This window comes from Paraburkholderia caffeinilytica, from assembly GCF_003368325.1.
Taxonomy (GTDB): Bacteria; Pseudomonadota; Gammaproteobacteria; order Burkholderiales; family Burkholderiaceae; genus Paraburkholderia; species Paraburkholderia caffeinilytica.
Window position 1 is genome coordinate 1,217,597 of sequence record NZ_CP031466.1, and the last position, 17,386, is coordinate 1,234,982.

Annotated in this window: 15 protein-coding genes; 4 read left to right on the forward strand and 11 right to left on the reverse strand. The window is 62.8% G+C overall.

Annotated features, from left to right (window positions below):
* Positions 1-272: 272 nt before the first annotated feature.
* Positions 273-1,262 (forward strand): LysR family transcriptional regulator, encoded by a 990-nt coding sequence (locus tag DSC91_RS05525; RefSeq protein ID WP_115777198.1) that lies wholly within the window; start codon positions 273-275, stop codon positions 1,260-1,262.
* Between the two features lie 69 nt (positions 1,263-1,331).
* Here DSC91_RS05525 and DSC91_RS05530 read toward each other — a convergent pair whose 3' ends face one another.
* The 7 genes from DSC91_RS05530 to DSC91_RS05555 form a co-directional block, all read right to left on the reverse strand.
* Positions 1,332-2,138 (reverse strand): family 1 encapsulin nanocompartment shell protein, encoded by an 807-nt coding sequence (locus DSC91_RS05530; RefSeq protein WP_115777199.1) that lies wholly within the window; start codon positions 2,136-2,138, stop codon positions 1,332-1,334.
* Positions 2,131-3,186, reverse strand: a complete 1,056-nt coding sequence (locus tag DSC91_RS05535) for a Dyp-type peroxidase (RefSeq protein WP_115777200.1) — start codon at positions 3,184-3,186, stop codon at positions 2,131-2,133. Before DSC91_RS05535 ends, DSC91_RS05530 begins: the two co-directional genes overlap by 8 nt.
* 195 nt (positions 3,187-3,381) lie before the next feature.
* Positions 3,382-3,525 carry a hypothetical protein gene (locus DSC91_RS37815; protein WP_167470489.1) on the reverse strand — a complete coding sequence of 48 codons (144 nt, stop codon included), beginning with the start codon at positions 3,523-3,525 and terminating at the stop codon, positions 3,382-3,384.
* A 269-nt stretch (positions 3,526-3,794) separates the two neighbouring features.
* Positions 3,795-4,871: a porin gene (locus tag DSC91_RS05540; RefSeq protein ID WP_115777201.1), complete on the reverse strand. Its 1,077-nt coding sequence runs from the start codon at positions 4,869-4,871 to the stop codon at positions 3,795-3,797.
* Positions 4,872-4,981: 110 nt separating this feature from the next.
* Positions 4,982-6,049, reverse strand: coding sequence for an ABC transporter ATP-binding protein (locus DSC91_RS05545; RefSeq protein ID WP_115777202.1), 1,068 nt, complete (start codon positions 6,047-6,049; stop codon positions 4,982-4,984).
* The gene (locus DSC91_RS05550; RefSeq protein ID WP_115777203.1) at positions 6,042-7,811 is read right to left on the reverse strand and encodes an ABC transporter permease; all 1,770 of its coding nucleotides are present in this window, start codon (positions 7,809-7,811) and stop codon (positions 6,042-6,044) included. The genes DSC91_RS05545 and DSC91_RS05550 overlap by 8 nt, the downstream gene beginning before the upstream one ends.
* Before the next feature lie 100 nt (positions 7,812-7,911).
* On the reverse strand, positions 7,912-9,000 hold the full coding sequence (locus DSC91_RS05555) for an ABC transporter substrate-binding protein (RefSeq protein ID WP_115777204.1): 1,089 nt from the start codon (positions 8,998-9,000) through the stop codon (positions 7,912-7,914).
* A 115-nt stretch (positions 9,001-9,115) separates the two neighbouring features.
* Here DSC91_RS05555 and DSC91_RS05560 point away from each other — a divergent pair, with 115 nt between their 5' ends.
* Both DSC91_RS05560 and DSC91_RS05565 read left to right on the forward strand, forming a co-directional pair.
* Positions 9,116-9,811, forward strand: a complete 696-nt coding sequence (locus DSC91_RS05560; protein ID WP_115777205.1) for a response regulator — start codon at positions 9,116-9,118, stop codon at positions 9,809-9,811.
* On the forward strand, positions 9,808-11,226 hold the full coding sequence (locus tag DSC91_RS05565) for a sensor histidine kinase (protein WP_115777206.1): 1,419 nt from the start codon (positions 9,808-9,810) through the stop codon (positions 11,224-11,226). Before DSC91_RS05560 ends, DSC91_RS05565 begins: the two co-directional genes overlap by 4 nt.
* Positions 11,227-11,260: 34 nt before the next feature.
* On the opposite strand, the gene DSC91_RS05570 is transcribed toward DSC91_RS05565, so the two are convergent.
* The 4 genes from DSC91_RS05570 to DSC91_RS05585 form a co-directional block, all read right to left on the reverse strand.
* On the reverse strand, positions 11,261-12,418 hold the full coding sequence (locus DSC91_RS05570; protein ID WP_115777207.1) for a CmpA/NrtA family ABC transporter substrate-binding protein: 1,158 nt from the start codon (positions 12,416-12,418) through the stop codon (positions 11,261-11,263).
* A gap of 10 nt (positions 12,419-12,428) precedes the next feature.
* Positions 12,429-13,004 carry an ANTAR domain-containing response regulator gene (locus DSC91_RS05575; protein WP_115777208.1) on the reverse strand — a complete coding sequence of 192 codons (576 nt, stop codon included), beginning with the start codon at positions 13,002-13,004 and terminating at the stop codon, positions 12,429-12,431.
* 160 nt (positions 13,005-13,164) lie between these two features.
* Positions 13,165-14,979 carry a tetratricopeptide repeat protein gene (locus DSC91_RS05580; protein WP_115777209.1) on the reverse strand — a complete coding sequence of 605 codons (1,815 nt, stop codon included), beginning with the start codon at positions 14,977-14,979 and terminating at the stop codon, positions 13,165-13,167.
* A 78-nt stretch (positions 14,980-15,057) separates the two neighbouring features.
* Positions 15,058-16,689 (reverse strand): S8 family serine peptidase, encoded by a 1,632-nt coding sequence (locus DSC91_RS05585; RefSeq protein WP_208645732.1) that lies wholly within the window; start codon positions 16,687-16,689, stop codon positions 15,058-15,060.
* On the opposite strand from DSC91_RS05585, the gene DSC91_RS38000 reads away from it, so the two are divergent.
* Positions 16,688-17,209 carry a hypothetical protein gene (locus DSC91_RS38000; protein ID WP_208645733.1) on the forward strand — a complete coding sequence of 174 codons (522 nt, stop codon included), beginning with the start codon at positions 16,688-16,690 and terminating at the stop codon, positions 17,207-17,209. The genes DSC91_RS05585 and DSC91_RS38000 overlap by 2 nt on opposite strands.
* Positions 17,210-17,386: the final 177 nt, after the last annotated feature.

Genomic DNA, 17,386 nt, shown 5'->3' on the forward strand with positions numbered 1-17,386 from the left:
GGACGATTTCCTCAGCGTTTCGCAGCGGCAAGCTGTACCGGCCGCTCCCCTGGCTTGCACGCGCCCGTCTCGCCATGTCGCCGCCCGGTGCGATGAGCGTAGCAGAACTGTACTGATTCGAGTCGGCCCGATGTGTGCACTCAGCGATGGATGGCCCGGCCTTAACCTGTTCTCCATCGAAAGCGCATGGCCAGGCCGCTCCGCTGGAGCCTGTCGATGCGCAAGAGCGGGTTTGAATGACACGGGATCGGCACACAGGGAGGTTGAGCACGATGAATCTGCTAGAAGCCATGCGGATTTATGTCAGGGTGGTTGAGCGCGAGAGTATCTCCGGCGCGGCACGGGACCTCAATATCGGGCAGCCGGCCGCAAGCGAGCGTATCGAGCGGCTGGAGAAGTATCTTGGCTGCCGGCTCCTGCTCCGTAGCGCACGCGCTTTCAATTGCACGCCCGAAGGCCTCACGTTCTACGAGCGCAGCAAACGGATTCTGCATGCCGTGGAGCAGGCGGTCGCCGAGGTGTCGAGCGACCGGCAGGATCTCAAGGGAACGATTCGCATCGCCGCGCCCCACTGCTTTGGCGAGACGGTCGTGCCGGAGGCGTTGACGCGGGTGCGCGCAGCCTATCCTCAACTGGATCTGGAACTGGTCCTGAACGACAGGATCGTCGACCTTGTGACCGAGGGCGTCGATATTTCGTTTCGTCTTGGGCAACTTGGCGAAGGGGCGTTCATTGCCCGTCAGCTGGGTCAGGTTGGGCGCGTTCTCGTTGCCGCGCCGGACTATCTGAGCCGGCACGGTCCGATCACCGGGCCGGCCGACCTGGTCAACCACCCGTTCATCCGGGTGCAGGGCATGTTCGGCGCGGAACAGTTGCCGCTCAGGTACATGGAGGCCGTCGTGGAGAGCGCGCCGATCCGCACCGCGGTCAGGACCAGTCATTGGCGGCCCATGTATGAAATGATCCTCTCGGGCGCCGGCATCGGCGTGCTGGAAGAGCCGGCGTGCGTGGAGGCGCTCGCAGCGGGCCGGCTCGTGCGGATACTGCCGGCATTCGAGGTGCTGCCCTTCGATCTGAATATCCTGACTCAGGCGCAACGTCCGGTGCCGCCACGGGTACGGATGATCGTGGCGATGCTGAGAAAGTGCACGTCGGATATTCTGGAGAGAGTGCACGTTGACTGTGGTGAAGTGACCAGCCGCCTTGAAGAACTACCCGACGATGAGGTGTCCGCGCTTCTGACGCCGTCGTTGCGGGCTTGAGCCCGCAAGTCCACTTCTATTGGATTATCGGCAATTCGCCAATCCGACGCATCCCGATGCGTTCCGATACTAACTATCGGCTTGCATTAGCGACACCGATGCTTCGCTCGTCAGCATCAGGAATGTCAGCGTTTCGCGCAGATAGAGGCGCACTGCCGTGTCGGTATGGCTCACGTATCCGATCGACAGGTCCTCGCCCAGGTGCAACTCGAAGTCGCCGCCGCGCGTGGATAGCACGCTGCCGCCTGCCAGCGCCGGTGCCCAGATGATGTCGCCATTCACGATGCGCTTGATGTGTTCGAGCACCGGATAACCCTGATCGCGTGCCTCGCCGAGCGCCGTGTACGCATCGGCGCCGAGCAGCACGGAATAGGGCCCGTCGACACCGGCAAGGCGCAGTTCTTCGAGCGCGTTGCTAATCGTGTTCGGATAATCGCTGATATCGGCCGGCAGCGGCAGCGGCGGATTCGACGAACCTTCGCGAAGCCCGCCTATGCCCGCAGCCTTATAGCCATCGAAGATCGCGCGATCTTCGGCATAGGCGAGCTGTTTGGCGGCTTCCTTCGCGGGCTGCCAGTCGGCGTCTTTCGCGCCGCGCACCACGCTGTCGATCGCTTCGCGCTGCAACTCGAACGGCACGGTCAACTGCACGAGGCTCCTGACCTCGGCCAGTTTCGCCACGACGCCCTGCTGCGGCGCGGCGATCGCGATCTGATGCCCCGTGCCGACGCCGGATAGCTCCGTTCCACCCGGACCCTTGACGTCGACCACACGACGGCCGGCGACGCTGCGCCTGAACGTGCGCGCCACTTCGTCTTCGATCTGCGACCAGGCGGCGCGGGAGATCGGGGCAAGCTCGCGATGCAGGTTATTCATGTTGAGAGATTCCCTTGAGAGAGCCGATATTCAGTGAGCCGTCGAGACGCGGCTCGGCGGATGAAGGCGCTTCGGGCCGTTGCTCGACAACGGCGGCAGCTTGCGGATCGCGATCCGCGAGTGCCTCGAGCAAAGTGGCCGACGGGACGAAGAAGAGGCCGCCCGTGACCGCGCGGCTATAGTCGAGCAAGCGGTCGTAGTTGCCCGGCGGCCGCCCGACGAACATGTTTTCCATCATCTGCTCGATAGGCTCGGGCGAACGCGCATAACCGATGAAATAGGTGCCGAACTCGCCCATGCCGGGGCGGCCGAACGGCATGTTGTCGCGGAGGATTTTCACCTCCTCGCCGTTGCCGGTGATCGTGGTGAGCGAGCTGTGCGAGCACGACGGTTTGACCGCTTCGTCGAGTTCGATATCGGATAGTTTCGTGCGGCCGATAATGCGCTCCTGGGTCTCGACGGACAGCGCGTTCCAGCCGGTCATGTCGTGTAGATACTTCTGCACGATGACATAACTGCCGGCTTCGAACCCGGCATCCTCGTCGCCGATGCGAGTGAAATCGACGGCCTCGCGGCCCACCGGATTCTCGGTGCCGTCAACGAAACCCACCATGCTGCGCAGGTCGAAGTTGCGAAAGCCGTGTACTTCGTCAACCACCGTAACTGCAGCGCCGAGCCGCCCTATAAGCTGCGTGGCGAGCTCGAAGCAGAGATCCATCTGATCCGCGCGAATGTGCAGCAGGATATCGCCCGGCGTGCGCACGGCGCGACGTTCGCCTTCGCCGAATTCGCGAAACGGATGCAGGCACGCGGGGCGCGGCGCGCCGAACAGCGTGTCCCACACGTCGGAGCCGAAGCCGACAACGCACGACAGGTTGCCGGAGGGGACGCGCTTGCCGACCGAGCGCACCAGGGCGGCAACGTCCCCGCACCATGCGCGCACCTGTTCGGCGGGCTCCTCGCCCTCCGCGACGGTCGCGACCATGAAGATCGCGCTACGCGTAATGTCATTACAAACGGCTTGCGATTCTGGGATGTCTTTGGGCATCGGATTGAATAGTGAAGAACCGTTAGTGATTGCGGGAATGGCGCGAATGTCTTGCCGCCTTGGTGGTCGATTGCCTGGGGTGGGTGCAAATTTTTCGTCCGGATGACTGAAGCAGGTTTGCTGTCGCCGCGGACACACGTAAATCGATACCTCGTTGATTCTGCTCCCTGCGAGGCGCTTTCACGCGAGTGAATGCTAGTGACGCATGGCTGCCGTGACGAGAAGATGAAACGGCAGTACGAGCAGTCCCGTCCCGATGACGCCGAGCAGCCACAGTGCAACGAACCATATCAGGCCCCGGCGAAACGTCTTTCCGGACCCACGGCTTGTTTGTGACATGGCATTCCTCCTGTGGGCTTGTGATGCAGGCCCCCCGATCGCCTTCGCTTGAAATCTCCCTCACCCGCACCCGTACGCATGTCTGCATAGGCATCAGTTTGACGATGACGCCGGCCGTTGTTCTGCGTGTTTGAATCATTCTAGGCTACTGCATCGCCCTGATCTATCCAAAAGAAAACGAGCGAGGCGCGCCGAAGGACCAACCTTCGCCGCGCCTCGCTCCGCTTTGGATGCCTGGGCGTTGCAGTGCTTTATCCGTTCCGGACGCTTCAGAACCGATGCTGAATCCCTGCCGTCACACCGGCTTGCGTATCCGCCGCGCCGGTCAGATCGCGCGACAGGCTGACCGCGTTGTCATGCTTGGCCATCGCGTAGCCGCCCGCCATGTACAGCACCGTGCGCTTCGACAATGCGTACTGCGCGCGCAGCGAGAACAGCGTCGGATCGGCGTCGCTCGCGTCCTTGATGTCCTGATGGTAGACGGCGGCAAACAGCGAGAAGAACGGCGTCACATCGTATTGACCGCCGACCCAGTACATATCGCTGCGCAAGGTCGGCGCGGCAGTGTGGAAGGTGCGCCGATAGTTGCGATAGCCGGCCATGGCCTTCACGGTGCCGAAGTCATAGCTCAAGCCTGCGTGAATGCCCTGAATGTAGTTGGTGGTGTCCGCGGGCGTCACGCTGTCGTTGGCGCCGTTCTGCCGGTCGAAGGTGGCGACCACGGCGAACGGACCGTTCTCGTAACCCAGACCGAAGTCGTACTTGGAACTCGACTTCAGGCTGCCCGGCACGTTGCCGAAACCGTACATCGCGCCGAACTTGAAGCCGGAAAATGTTCCGTCATAGCGAACGGCATTCGACGAACGCGAGAACAAACCGTCCTTGCGACCACCGGTAGCGGTGGAGGACGTCGCCCACGAGTAGTTCGGTGCGTAACCCATCGGGTCGAACTGCAACATGTAGTCGTAGGTGGTGGTGAAATTGCGGCCGAGCGTGATCTGCCCGAAGCGGTTCTTCAGGCCGATCGTGGCGCGGCGGTCGAAGATCGCGCCGGTGCTGTCGTCGAACTGGCCGTTCGCGATGTTGATGCCGCTCTCCAACTGGAAGACCGCCTTCAATCCGCCACCGAGGTCCTCGACGCCACGCAGGCCCCAGCGCGAGGTGTTCTTGCCGCCCGAGACGAGACGCGCGGCGCCGCCGTCCTTGCTCGCGTGATTCACGTATTCGACGCCTGCGTCGACGATGCCGTACAAGGTCACGCTCGATTGCGCATGTGCCGTTGCTGCCATTCCGGCGAGGCCGGCGCACGTCACGCCGAGGGTCGCCTTTGTCATGCTCCACTTCATCAACAGTCTCCTGTGGTTGGTTTATTCACTTCGGTTGGGGATACGGTGCGGCTGGGGCCACCCGCTCACATCGATTGACTGCAACTCGCTGCAACTCGCTGCAACTCGCTTCAGCTCGCCTGCGCGAACGCCCAGCAGTCGTTGGCGGGGAATTCGATCCAGTGACGGCCGGCCGCACGCGGCACGTGGCCGAAGGCGCGCAGGCGCAGCTCGCCGCAATGGAACAGGTATTCCCAGCGGTCGCCGAGATACATCGACGTGACGAGGTCGGCCTCGAGGCGGTTTGCGCCAGGGCCATCGGCGACCTGCACGCGTTCGAGGCGGATCACGGCCTGCGCGTTTTGCCCGGTGCTGAGCGCTTCGCGCGCCTGGGCCTGCAATTGCCAACCGTCGCCGGCCAGCGTGACGCGTTCGCCGTCGACCGCGGCAACGCGCGCGTCGATCCGGTTATTGCTGCCCATGAATTCGGCGGTGTAAAGCGAACGAGGCGCGCCATACAGTTCGGCGGGCGTGCCTTCCTGTTCAATGCGACCGTTACGCAGCAGCAGGATGCGATCGGACATCGCCATCGCTTCGGTCTGGTCGTGCGTGACGCACAAGGCGGACAGGCCCAGCGAGACGATCAGTTCGCGCAGCCAGGCGCGCGCTTCTTCACGCAGCTTGGCGTCGAGATTCGACAGTGGTTCGTCGAGCAGAATGACGGGCGGGTTGTAGACCAGCGCGCGTGCAATCGCCACACGCTGTTGCTGGCCGCCGGAAAGCTGATACGGATAGCGCGCGGCGAGATGGCCGAGGCCGAGCTGGTCGAGCGCAGACTGCACGCGTTTTTTTTGCTCGGTACCCGACACGCGCCGCAACTTCAATCCATAGCCGACGTTGTCCGCCACCGTGCGATGCGGCCACAGCGCATATGACTGAAACACCAGCCCGAGCGAGCGTTGTTCGACCGGCAGATCGACTTTGGATGCGCCGTCGAAGAACACCTTGCCGTCCAGTTCGATCCGGCCCGAGGAGGGCTGTTCGAGTCCTGCGACCGCGCGCAGCAGGGTGGTCTTGCCGCTGCCCGATGCACCCAGCAGGCACACCACTTCGCCGGGGTTCAGTTCGAACGACACGCCCTTCAGGATCGGGTTGTCGCCATAGCTGAGAAACAGGTTGTCGACCGAGAGCTTATCCATGCAATTTCACTCCGAAGCGCAGGGCGACGCCGAGTCCGACGCCGACCATCGCGATGTTGATGACAGAAAGCGCCGCGACCTGATCGACCGCGCCCGTCGCCCACAGCGACACCAGCAGCGCGCCGATCACTTCCGTGCCGGGCGAGAGTAGATAGACGGCGGTCGAGTATTCGCGCTCGAAGATCATGAAGATCAGCAGCCATGCCGCGAGCAGGCCGAAACGCACGAGCGGCAGCGTTACGTCGAGACTGACGCGCGCGCGGGTGCCGCCGACGCTGCGGCCCGCTTCTTCGAGCTCGGGCCCGACTTGCAGCAGCGCGCTTTGAATCAGGCGCATGCCGTACGCGAGCCACACGACCGTGTAGGCGATCCAGATGCTCCACATGGAGTTCTTCAGTTCCTTCAGGCCTGGCACGAAGAGGAAGATCCACAGGAACGCGAGACCGGCGAGCAGGCCGGGCACCGCGCGCGGCAGCAGCACGAGGTAGTCGAGCAGGCGCGTGGCCCAGTCGTTGCGGCGATGGCCGGCAAATGCGACCAGCGAATAGAAACCCACTGCCAGCGCGCCGCCGATCACGCCGATGCCGAGCGTATTGAGGATCGCGCGGACCAGGTTGTCCTGTTCGAACAGTTCGGTGAAGTTGGCGAGCGTCAGCACGTCGGCGAGATTCACCCCTTCGCCCCAGTTGGTGACGAACGCGCGCAGCGTGATGCCGGAGAGCGGCACGAACACCGTGAGCAGCAACCATAGCGCGACGATCGCCAGCGCGACCCAGCGCCATGCGCCGAGCGGCAGCACGGTCTGGCGTCCCGCTTTGCCCTTGACCGTGACGAAGCGGTTTGCGCTCTTCAGCAAGCGTCGTTGCAGCAGCACCAGCGGGAATGTGATCGCGACGATGCACACGGCGACCGCGGCCATCAGGTGATACGAGGGCACACCGAGCTTGTTGGTGAGCTTGTACAGATACGTCGCCAGCACGAGGTGTCCTTCAGGGTCGCCGAGCACGAGCGGCAGGCCAAACACTTCGAAGCCGAGGAAGAACACCAGCACGCCCGCGAACAGCAGGGCAGGGAGCGTCATCGGCAGGCTGACGTCGAGCGCGACACGGAACGGCCGCGCACCCGCGACGCGTGCCGCTTCTTCGACGTCCGAGCCGAGATTGCGCAGCGCTGCCGACGAATACAGGTACACGTGGGGCACATGCGTGAGCCCGACGATCACCGTGATCGCGAAAATCGAATACACGCTCCATGGCGCTTCGGCGGTGCCGAACAGTTCCTTCCACCAGACCGAATAGAAGCCGACTGGGCCGGCCGCGACGACATAGCCGAATGCGAGCACCATCGGCGAAACGAACACGGGGGTGAGCAGCAGCGGTTCGAGCCAGCGGCGGCCAGGCAGATCGGTGCGCACCATCAGGAACGCGAGAATGCCGCCGAGCGGGATCGAAATGAACAGCATGCCGGCCGCGATGACGAATGAGTTCTTCAGCGCGGACCAGAAGTCCGGGTCGCTGAAAATGAATTCGAAGCCGGCAAGACCGAGCGTGCGTCTGGCGTCGAAGAACGGCGCGTTCAGCACGCTCTGAAACAGAATGAAGCCGAGCGGCAGCGCCACCGCGACGGTCAGCACCGCGACGACGAGCCAGCGCAGCAGCCCTGCCAACGGCTGCAGGCCGCCGCGCGGCAGCGCGCCTATCGTGCCGCCGTCGGCCGCGCGAGGTGATGCGTCGCGGTGTCCGGTTGCGCTAGTGGAAAGCATGAGTGTCCCCCTGCAGCGTGAAAGCCGCATATCGACAGGTAGTGAAGGAAGGCGCGGCGTTCGCGCGTTTCAGCGCGGACGCCGTCAGGTCAGCCGAGGCTTAGCGCTTGATCGACTGTTGCCATTGCTTGAGGAATTCGAGCCGCTTGGACTGGTCGAGATAGACCAGCAGGCCGGCGCCGATCGGGATCGGCTTGAGCGAGTCGCCGAGTTGTTTCGAGAGGCCCGCCATCGACGTTTCGCCGTCGACGTCCGAGCGGATCGAGAACAGGCTCGCCTGGTTCGCGAGCAAGGTCTGACCGCGTTGCGACAGCAGGTAGTCGACCCACAGCTTCGCGGCGTTGGGGCTTTGCGCCTTCTTTGAAATCGTCACGAGGCGGCTCACCACCAGCGTGTAGTCCTTCGGATAGACGTAGCCGATCGACGGGTCTTTCTTCGCCTTGGTGAGCGCGTACGAGCCGAGAATGTTGTAGCCGATCAGGTTTTCGCCCGAGGAAATGCGCTCCATCATCGCGCCGGTACTCGATTGCAGTTTCGGGCCGGTGGCGCCCATTGCCTTCACGAGATCCCACGTGATTTGCGGATTGACGCGCGCGTCTTGCGTCAGATAGTTGAAGCCGACGCCGGACTTTTCGATGTCGTAGGTGGTGACCTTGCCTTTGAACTGATCCGGCCGGGCTTGCAGCAGCTTGATCAGATCGGCGCGGGTTTGCGGCACGTCGCCGGCGGCGAGGAGACGCTTGTTGTAGACGATGGCAAGGGGTTCGTACGTGGTGCCGTACGCCTGCTTCTGGTATTGCGCCCATTGCGGCAACTGCTTCGCTTCCGGCGATTCGTAACTGGCCATCAGACCGTCGTTGACGAGCTTGACCTGCAAGTCCATCGCCGAGCTCCACAGCACGTCGGCGCTGGTGCTGCTGGCCGCGTTTTCGCTGATGTAGCGGTTGTACAGCTCGGTGCTGTTCATGTCGTTGTATTCGACCTTGATGCCGTACAGGCTTTCAAAATCCTTGATGAGCGGGCGCACGAGAGCGGTGTCCGTGACCGAATACACGATCAGCTTGCCTTCCTTTCTTGCGCCGTCCACGGTGGCCTGGTAGTCGCCGGGATAACCGGCCGGAAAGGCCGACCATGCTGAGTTTGCGGCGAATGCAGCGGCTACGGCGAGAGACTTCAAAGAGATGTGCACGTCTTCCTCCAGAAAACTTCGTGTTGGTTTTGTGTAGGCAAATGGTAAGAGAAACATGCTTTCTGAATGCTTTCATTTTTCGGGGAAAATGCGTCACAATGGCCGAATTCGCCTCATGGATTTCCCTGGGATTCTGTTTATGCGTGTGCTGCTCGTCGAAGACAATCCGATCCTTTCCCGCTCGCTAACCGACGCGCTGACCGGTGCGAAACTCACTGTCGATTGCATGCACGACGGCGAATCCGCCGACCATGTTTTGCGCACGCAAGACTACGCGCTGGTGATTCTCGACATCGGCTTGCCGAAGCTCGACGGCCTCGAAGTCCTGCGCCGCTTGCGTGCACGCCGCAACGCGGTGCCGGTGTTGATGCTGACCGCGCATGGGTCGGTGGAGGAGCGCGTGCGCGGCCTCGATCTCGGCGCCGACGACTACCTCGCCAAGCCCTTTGCCCTTACCGAACTCGAGGCGCGTGCGCGGGCGCTGCTGCGCCGCAGTCACGGTCAGGAACCGTTGCACGCGCAATGCGGCACGCTGCTCTACGACAGCGTCGATCGCGGCTTCACGCTCGACGGCGAGCCGCTCGCATTGACACCGCGCGAACGGTCGGTGCTCGAGGTGCTGATCCTGCGCAACGGCCGCGCGATCAACAAGGACACGCTCTCGGAAAAAATCTTCGGGCTCGATGAATCGGTGAATGCCGATGCCATCGAAATCTACGTGCATCGGCTGCGCAAGAAGCTCGAACGCAGTTCGGTCGGTATCGTGACGCTGCGCGGACTTGGCTATCTGCTGGAAGCGAAGGGCGCATGACGCGGCCGAATCTGCGCGTACGGGTCGCGCTGTGGTTGTTGCTGCCGCTGCTCGCGTTGCTCGCCTTCGATGCATGGCTCACGTATCAACGCGCGATGAACGCGGCGCACGCGGCCTTCGATCGCACGTTGGAGTTTTCGCTGCGCTCGATACGCGACGGCATCCGCTTGCGCGACGCGCAGATCGAAGTCGATCTGCCGTATCTCGCGCTGGAGATGTTCGAATCGAACGGGGGCGGCAACATCTACTACCAGATTCGCGAGGAGGGCGGCCGGGTGGTGACCGGCTATCCGGATCTGCCGTCAGGCACGAAGGCGCTTGCCGAGCCCTACAGCGTGCAGTTTTATGACGACGTGTTTCGCGGAAGGCCGCTGCGCATCGCCATGCTGCGCTTGCCGGTCCACGATGTGCCGTCGGCGCAGACGCGCGTGGTGCTGGTGCGGGTCGGCGAAACGATCGAGCAGCGCCAGGCGTTGGCGCGCGAGATCCTGACCGGCTCGCTGCAGCAGGAATTCCTGCTGGTGGTGCTCGCGCTCGGCATCGTGTGGCTCGGGGTAGCGCGCGGCTTGCGGCCGCTGAACCGGCTGTCGGCGAAAGTTGCGGCGCGTGCCGAAGACGATCCGACGCCGCTCGACACGGTCGGTCTGCCGAGCGAGGTCGCACCGCTGGTCGATTCGATCAATCAGTACATTGGCCGCACGCAGTTGATGCAGTTGTCGCGCCGGCGATTTTTCAACGACGCGGCGCATCAGTTGAAGACACCGCTTGCGGTCATTCAGGCGGAGTCGGAGCTGGCATTGCGCGATATCGACGGTGGTGACGGGACCTCGAACGGCGATCGCCGCGAAGGGGTGCATTTGCGGAGGCTGAATCGCGCGGTGCAGCAGGCGGTGCGCATCGTGCAGCAATTGCTGTCGCTCTCGCGGCTCGATGCGGACAGCGGTTATACGGTCAGGCACGCCGCTGTCCCGCTGCATAAAGTGGCGCGCAGCGTGACGCTCGACTGGTCGCCGGTGGCGCGCTCGCGTGGCATCGATCTCGGCTTCGAACAGGACGTGCGTATCGACGTGATGGGGCAGACCGACCTGCTGGCGGAACTGGTCGGCAATCTGATTGACAACGCGATTCGTTATGCGGGCGATGGATCGGTGATCACCGTGTGCGTGGCATGTGAAGGCGGGCAACCGTTGCTGCAGGTGACCGATAACGGGCCGGGGATCGCCGTGGGTGAGCGCGATGCGGTGTTTGAGCGCTTCTATCGTAGCGAGGCGACTCAGGCTGTGGAGGGCAGCGGACTGGGTTTGTCGATCGTGCGGGAAATCGCGCGCGTGCATGGCGCGCTGATTGCGTTGAGCGATGCGCCCGGGGGCGGACTTGTGGTCAGCGTGCTGTTTCCGACGTTCAGGTTCGCGTGACGAGCACGCCGCAACCGCAACCGTTACCTTAACGTTATGCGCGGATAGGGAAACGCTGCGCGTAAGCGTTGGATACCGTGTCGCTACCCCACACCTTGCCGTCGATCAGCGCTTGAGAACCCTCGTCGCCCGGCACCGCGATGCCCACGCGTGCGGCCGCTTCACGATACAACTGAGTCTGATTGATATGCGCCGCGATCTCCGCGTAGTCCGCGCGTGCGTCGATCATGCCCCAGCGTTCGAACTGCGTGAGGAACCAGGCGCCGTCGGCGGCGCGCGGGTAGTTCACCGTGCCGTTGTCGAAGAAGCGCATGGGCAGGCCGCGCGGCGCCGAGGCCGCGATCTCGTTGCCGAGCCGCGCGGCAATCAACGCTTCATCGATGCCGATGAATTCGGGTCGTGCGAGCCAGCGCGCAATCTCCTCGCGGTGCCCCGCGCCGTCGAGCCATCGGCATGCTTCGAGCATCGTGCGCACCAGCGCCTGCGCCGCATTCGGATTGGCCTGAACGAAATCGCGCCGGCATGCCAGCACCTTCTCCGGATGATCGGGCCACACCTCGCTCGTATAAGCGACCGTGCGGCCCACACCTTCTGCTTCGGCCATTGCATTCCACGGCTCGCCGACACAGAAGCCATCGAGCCGCTCTTCCGCGAGCGCGGCGACCATTTGCGGCGGCGGAATCGCGACGCTTTCGATATCGCGCAACGGATGCACGCCTTGCGACGCGAGCCAGTAGTACAGCCACATCGCGTGCGTGCCGGTAGGGAAAGTCTGCGCGAACACCGGCTTGCGGTCGAGCGTGGCCAGAGCCTTGGGCAGCGTGCCGTGTTCGGCCAAGGCATCGGCGAGACGGTTCGACAGCGTGATCGCCTGGCCGTTGCGATTGAGCACCATCAGCACGGCCATATCCGTTTGCGGACCGCCGAGGCCCAGCTGCACGCCGTAGACGAGACCGTAGAGCACATGCGCCGCATCGAGATCGCCTGACAGGAGCTTGTCGCGCACGGCGGCCCATGACGGCTGCCGGCACAGTTCCAGCGTCAAACCATGCGCGTGGCCGAATTCGAGCAGCTTCGCGGCAACGAGCGGCGCGACATCGGACAGCGCCACGAAACCGAGTCTCAGATGAGTTTTCTCGAGCGGCGCGGGCGCGGGCGTGGACGAAGAGGTGAGCGGGGCGGAAGGGTTCATGAGCGGCGCTTCATTTGAGCGAGTCTGCGGCTGCGACCACGGCGCGCGCGACTTCGGCGAGTTTGACGCCCTGGTTCATCGCGCGTTTGCGCAGCGTGGCGTATGCGGCATGTTCGGTGATTTTCTGCTGATCCATCAGGATGCGTTTGGCGCGGTCGATCAGCTTGCGTTCGGCGAGTTCGTTTTCGACTTGCGCGAGGCGTTCGCGCAATTCAGACTCCTGTGCAAACCGCGCGAGCGCGACTTCGAGAATCGGCGCGAGCCGTTCCGTGGCGAGACCTTCGACGAGGTAGGCGGTGACGCCCGCGCCCACCGCGTCGCGGATCAATTGCTGGTTGGCGTCGTGACTGAACATGAGCACCGGGCGCGGCGCGGTGGCGTTCATCACGGCAAGTTGTTCGAGCGTGTCGCGCGACGGCGATTCCGTATCGATGATGATGACGTCCGGCCGTTCGCTCTGAACCACACGATGCAGCGCTTGCGGCGTTGCTGTGCTGGCCAGCATCTCGTAGCCGAGTCGTGCGAGGGCGTCGCGCAGATCGCCAATGGGCTTATCGGTATCGGTGACGAGGAGAACACGCAGCATGGGGAATGGCTTATCGACGGCTAGCCACTTATAAAGCAACCTGTATGCCAGAAGACGAAAGCCGCGACGAAAGTAGCGCAATCACGGACTTACAGACCGTGCGGCTAATGGGGGCTGCACCCGAACGGGGCATGCGAGGGGAATGCACCGAAGCGGCGCATCAGGTCTGAAGGTTGGCTGCCGGGGCGTCGCGCCACAGTTGCAGCGCAGTCCACACTTCTTCGACAACGGGGTCCCACTCGCCCAGTTCCCGCTGCCGGAACAGGCGCATCGACGGATACCATGGGCTATCGGTTCTGCCGGTCAACCATCGCCACTCGGCATAGGCGGGCAAGAGCACCCAAACGGGAAGCCCCGCCGCACCGGCAAGATGGGCGGCCGACGTGTCGACGGTAACCAGAAGATCGAGTGTCTGCAGGATCGCCAGCGTGTCGGTAAAGTCGTCGATTGCGGGTCCCAGCGTGTGCAAGCGGTAGTCACGTGCGAGGTCTCTGCTCTCGTTCTCGCGGGGGCCTTTCTGTACCGAATACCAGCTTGTTCCCGCAAGTGCGAACAGGGGTTTTAACGCATCGATCCGAACTGAACGGAAACGGTCGAGCGCGTGACGAGGGCTGCCTGCCCAGACGATACCGATGCGTTTGGTTTTTCCCTGCGTTTTGCCTCGCGAGCGGGTTTCGATCTGATCTCGCCAGTGCCGCACCTTTTGCGGCGTGGCCGCGAGGTACGGCATCGCAACAGGGAGCATGGATAGATCGAGTTTCATATGCTCCGGCATCCTTAACATATGGCACCAGTAGTCGTAAGGACCGGATGGTGGCGTGGTAAATACCGACTGCACGCCTTCCATACCGGTAGCGAGTTCCGCAATTGGCTGGCTAACCCGCACATCAACCGCTGCTCCCTGCCGATGCAACCACGTTGCGAATCTGAGGCACTGGATTTCATCGCCGTGTCCCTGCTCGCCGACCAGCAGGAACCGGCACCCGGCAACAGATTCGCCGTTCCACTCAGGGAAGGCCGGTCGACACTGTTCTTCCGCTTTGCCGGGTAGGGCGTAGAACCATCGGTACCGCTTCCAGCCTTCTGCAAATTCGCCTAGCCCAAGCAGCACGCCCGCAAGCTGAAATTGCAGGTATGGATTGTCCGGCAGGAGGCGTGCCGCTTCCATGCTGTGCGGCCGGCTTTCCGCGAGCTTGCCTTGTATGCTGAGTGCGCGAGCCGCGTTGTGATGCAGGAGCGGGTGGTGTGGATCGATTGAAAGACCTTGCCTCGCGACACTGAGCGCATCGTCGAAACGGCCGTTGGTGTTCAATACGAAAGCGAGTGACTTGAGTGCTTCGGCGTCGTTGGCAAAGCGGACTCTGATCTGGTCGAGCACTTCATTGAGTTCGCGACTACGGCTGGCGATTGCCAGAGCCGCGACCAGCTCCAGCGCGTCTTGCAGGCTGGCGGCATCGAGTGCCCACGCCCGGAGCCAGTAGTTCGCGGCCTCGTCGATCCGCCCGATTTGCGCAGCGATCCGGGCCAGGGCGCGAGCCGCATGATGCAGCCGCGGGTCGATTTCAAGGGATGTCCGATAGTGGAGGATTGCCTCATCGAGGCGGCCGGTCGAGCGCAGACAGTCGGCCAGGTTCCTGCGAAGACTCGCGGTGTCGCCGGTCAAATGCAGCGCGCGGCGATAGAACGCTTCAGCCGATGCAGGGTCGCGCTTCAATGCGGCCAGTAGCCCGGCGTGCTCCCACAACTCGGCCCGCTCGGGAGCGGCGTGCAGTGCCTGCTCCACGTAGTCGCGCGCCCGATCTATTTCGTTCGTGTGAACACAGATGAGTCCCAGACGGTGCAACGCGTGAGCGTCGCGTGGGCGCACGGCTAGCACCTGCCGATAAGCGATCATCGCCTCCGTCATTCGACGCGCGGAAAAATGCGCATTTGCACGCGCGACGAGAGCGGCCACGTCAGCGTCATCGTGATTCATCGCTTGCTCGGGGATTGTCGCAATACGCCCCTGCGATCCGCAGTCGCGACGCAGGGGCTTGATTCTGGCGCGACCGGCTTATTGCGTGTTGGTCGCGAGGAGAGAAACGCCGCTCAACTGTGTGCTGGCGCTGACAATAGCGTAGTAGGTGCCAGGCGCCGGATTGGAGATCGTGCAGGTGGCCGCGCCGCCTCTCACCATGGCTGACTGGCAGTCCGGGTGGAGGAAGGAGGGCGTGCCCGCCCGTATGTACAGACCGGCGGTTTGGCTGGATGTCCCTGGCGTCAGCGTAAAGGTCAGGCTCTTGACGCCCGCGGGTACGACCAGGCCATAGTGCAGCATTTCGTCGACGCTGGCCGAGAGCTTCAGCGGGATATTCACGCTCAGGTCCGTGACATTCGGCGGCAGCACCTGGAACGGACGCGTCAGCGTACTTGCCGCTCCGGTGCTATCCGTCACGGTGAACGTGATTTCGTAAGTGCCAGGATAGTCATAGTTCGCATACGGCGTGACCGATTGGGTGCGTACCATATCGGGACCACCCATGCCGAAATTCCAGATCCATGACTTGATCGGTGCGCCTCTGGCAGTGGACAGGTCTTTACACGTCACCTGCATGATCACGCGCGATTGCGAGCATGTGAAGTCCGCTGCCGCTGGAATTTTCCCGGACCTGGCGGCCATGACGGTTGCGGCCGCATCCAGAATGCCCGCTCCGATCGGCTGATCCGGCTTGCCCGTGGGAAACGGTTGCACGCTCTGTGTGAGCAGGGTTCGTATTTCCACCGGCGTCAAGGGTGCAGGCGCGACGGACTGGACAAGTGCCGCAACGCCGCTGACCATCGGCGCCGCCATCGACGTGCCGGAACTGTATCCATACCCTTCAGTGCCTGGGGCGGCGTTTCCGTTGTTATACGTCGACCAGATCGAGTCGCCAGGCGCAGCAAGATCCACGGCCGGCCCGAAGTTCGACACGACGTACCTCAAGCCCGGCCGGTTAATCGCACCGACACTGATCGCGTTCCGACAGTTCGCGGGCGAGAAATTCGTCGCGCTAGAACTATTATTGCCGGCTGCCGCGACGACTACCGCGCCTCGACTGGTGGCGTAGTCGATGGCGTTCTGAAACGTCGTGCCGCAGGCGCCGCTGCCGCCAAGACTCACATTGATCACCTTCGCCGGGTAAGCGTTGCCAGGGACTCCCGCGACACTCCCACCGGCTGCCCACACAATGCCGTCAGTGATGTCAGAGGTAAAACCAATTCCGCACGCATTCATGACCCGGACCGGGACGACCTTCGCCGCGGGTGCAACGCCGGCTATGCCGCTGCCGTTGTTGGTCAGCGCAGCGGCGATGCCCGCCACGTGCGTGCCATGCCACTGGACCGAACAATTTTCCGTCGTGACGCCGGGGTTGGTGCCGTTGCCGCCGCGGTTGTTCGCGGTGAAGTCGTAACCGGGCAGGACGTTGGCGTTCAGATCGCTGTGACTGGTGACGCCGTTGTCCACCACCGCGATCACGGCGCCCGCGCCGTTTGCCATATCCCATGCGCTCTCTGCCCGTATGCCCGCTGTCGTGATGCCGGGTTTCTGGTTGGAAGTCAAACCCCATTGCCTGCTGTATTCCGGATCGTTCGGAACCATCGTCGTGGACATTTCCGTATCGGCTTCGATGTATTCGACGTTTGGGTCCGAGGCAATGGCGCGCATGAACGCCCTCGCATCCTTGCCGTTCAGTTTTCTCCCGGTTGTCACCACGTCCGAACCGATGCCCATGCGGCGCAAATGGCGTGCTCTCGCAGGAAATGCGTTCTCCAGCCGGTCCAGTTTCGCCTGGACGGCCGAGGCTGATCTGTCTTCTGCGGTGCCGGTTTTATATTTGATAATGAAGCGGTCGTTAGACGCTTCCGATGACAAACCGCTCGTGTTCATCTTCAACGACATCGGTAGGGGAACGCTGTCGGACGAAGCCGCCAACGCCGCGGTTTGCTCGAGTGTCGGTGTTGTCGTGGCGGCAGCCGTATCGTTGTGGTTGTCGCTGCCGTTGTTGCCGCCACACGCTGTGAGTGCCAGCGAAAAGGATAAACAGGCCGCACCGATCGGCAAGCGGCGCGTTTTTATGTTTGACCACAGCGTGCCGATACCTGTTACGGCGTTGAGGGCGCCGTTCCGCGCGCCCTCGTGTTTCTCTTTGTGCATCTCTTTCCTACCTCGTACGACATGGAAATGATTGCCCCTGTTTTTGAGTAGTCGTACTGCGGACATAACCCCGGAGCCACGAGCGCGCGCCTATCGTTGCGCTTCTCGCACCGGCTATGTTTCGACTGTTTTAAGATTCCTGACTAATCACCGTGGGTGGCGTCTTGTGCTATGCGCCCATCTTCCGCCGTTGTCAGTTAGCTCTCTG

Excerpts from the sequence above, each read along its gene's own strand:
- DSC91_RS05525 (WP_115777198.1), top strand. The coding sequence starts at position 273 with ATGAATCTGCTAGAAGCCATGCGGATTTATGTCAGGGTGGTTGAGCGC.
- DSC91_RS05575 (WP_115777208.1), bottom strand. The coding sequence starts at position 13,004 with ATGCTGCGTGTTCTCCTCGTCACCGATACCGATAAGCCCATTGGCGAT.
- DSC91_RS05560 (WP_115777205.1), top strand. The coding sequence starts at position 9,116 with ATGGATTTCCCTGGGATTCTGTTTATGCGTGTGCTGCTCGTCGAAGAC.
- DSC91_RS05580 (WP_115777209.1), bottom strand. The coding sequence starts at position 14,979 with ATGAATCACGATGACGCTGACGTGGCCGCTCTCGTCGCGCGTGCAAAT.
- DSC91_RS05550 (WP_115777203.1), bottom strand. The coding sequence starts at position 7,811 with ATGCTTTCCACTAGCGCAACCGGACACCGCGACGCATCACCTCGCGCG.
- DSC91_RS38000 (WP_208645733.1), top strand. The coding sequence starts at position 16,688 with ATGAACGCCCTCGCATCCTTGCCGTTCAGTTTTCTCCCGGTTGTCACC.
- DSC91_RS05565 (WP_115777206.1), top strand. The coding sequence starts at position 9,808 with ATGACGCGGCCGAATCTGCGCGTACGGGTCGCGCTGTGGTTGTTGCTG.
- DSC91_RS37815 (WP_167470489.1), bottom strand. The coding sequence starts at position 3,525 with ATGTCACAAACAAGCCGTGGGTCCGGAAAGACGTTTCGCCGGGGCCTG.
- DSC91_RS05545 (WP_115777202.1), bottom strand. The coding sequence starts at position 6,049 with ATGGATAAGCTCTCGGTCGACAACCTGTTTCTCAGCTATGGCGACAAC.
- DSC91_RS05535 (WP_115777200.1), bottom strand. The coding sequence starts at position 3,186 with ATGCCCAAAGACATCCCAGAATCGCAAGCCGTTTGTAATGACATTACG.
- DSC91_RS05585 (WP_208645732.1), bottom strand. The coding sequence starts at position 16,689 with ATGCGCGCCATTGCCTCGGACCCAAACGTCGAATACATCGAAGCCGAT.
- DSC91_RS05530 (WP_115777199.1), bottom strand. The coding sequence starts at position 2,138 with ATGAATAACCTGCATCGCGAGCTTGCCCCGATCTCCCGCGCCGCCTGG.
- DSC91_RS05540 (WP_115777201.1), bottom strand. The coding sequence starts at position 4,871 with ATGAAGTGGAGCATGACAAAGGCGACCCTCGGCGTGACGTGCGCCGGC.
- DSC91_RS05570 (WP_115777207.1), bottom strand. The coding sequence starts at position 12,418 with ATGAACCCTTCCGCCCCGCTCACCTCTTCGTCCACGCCCGCGCCCGCG.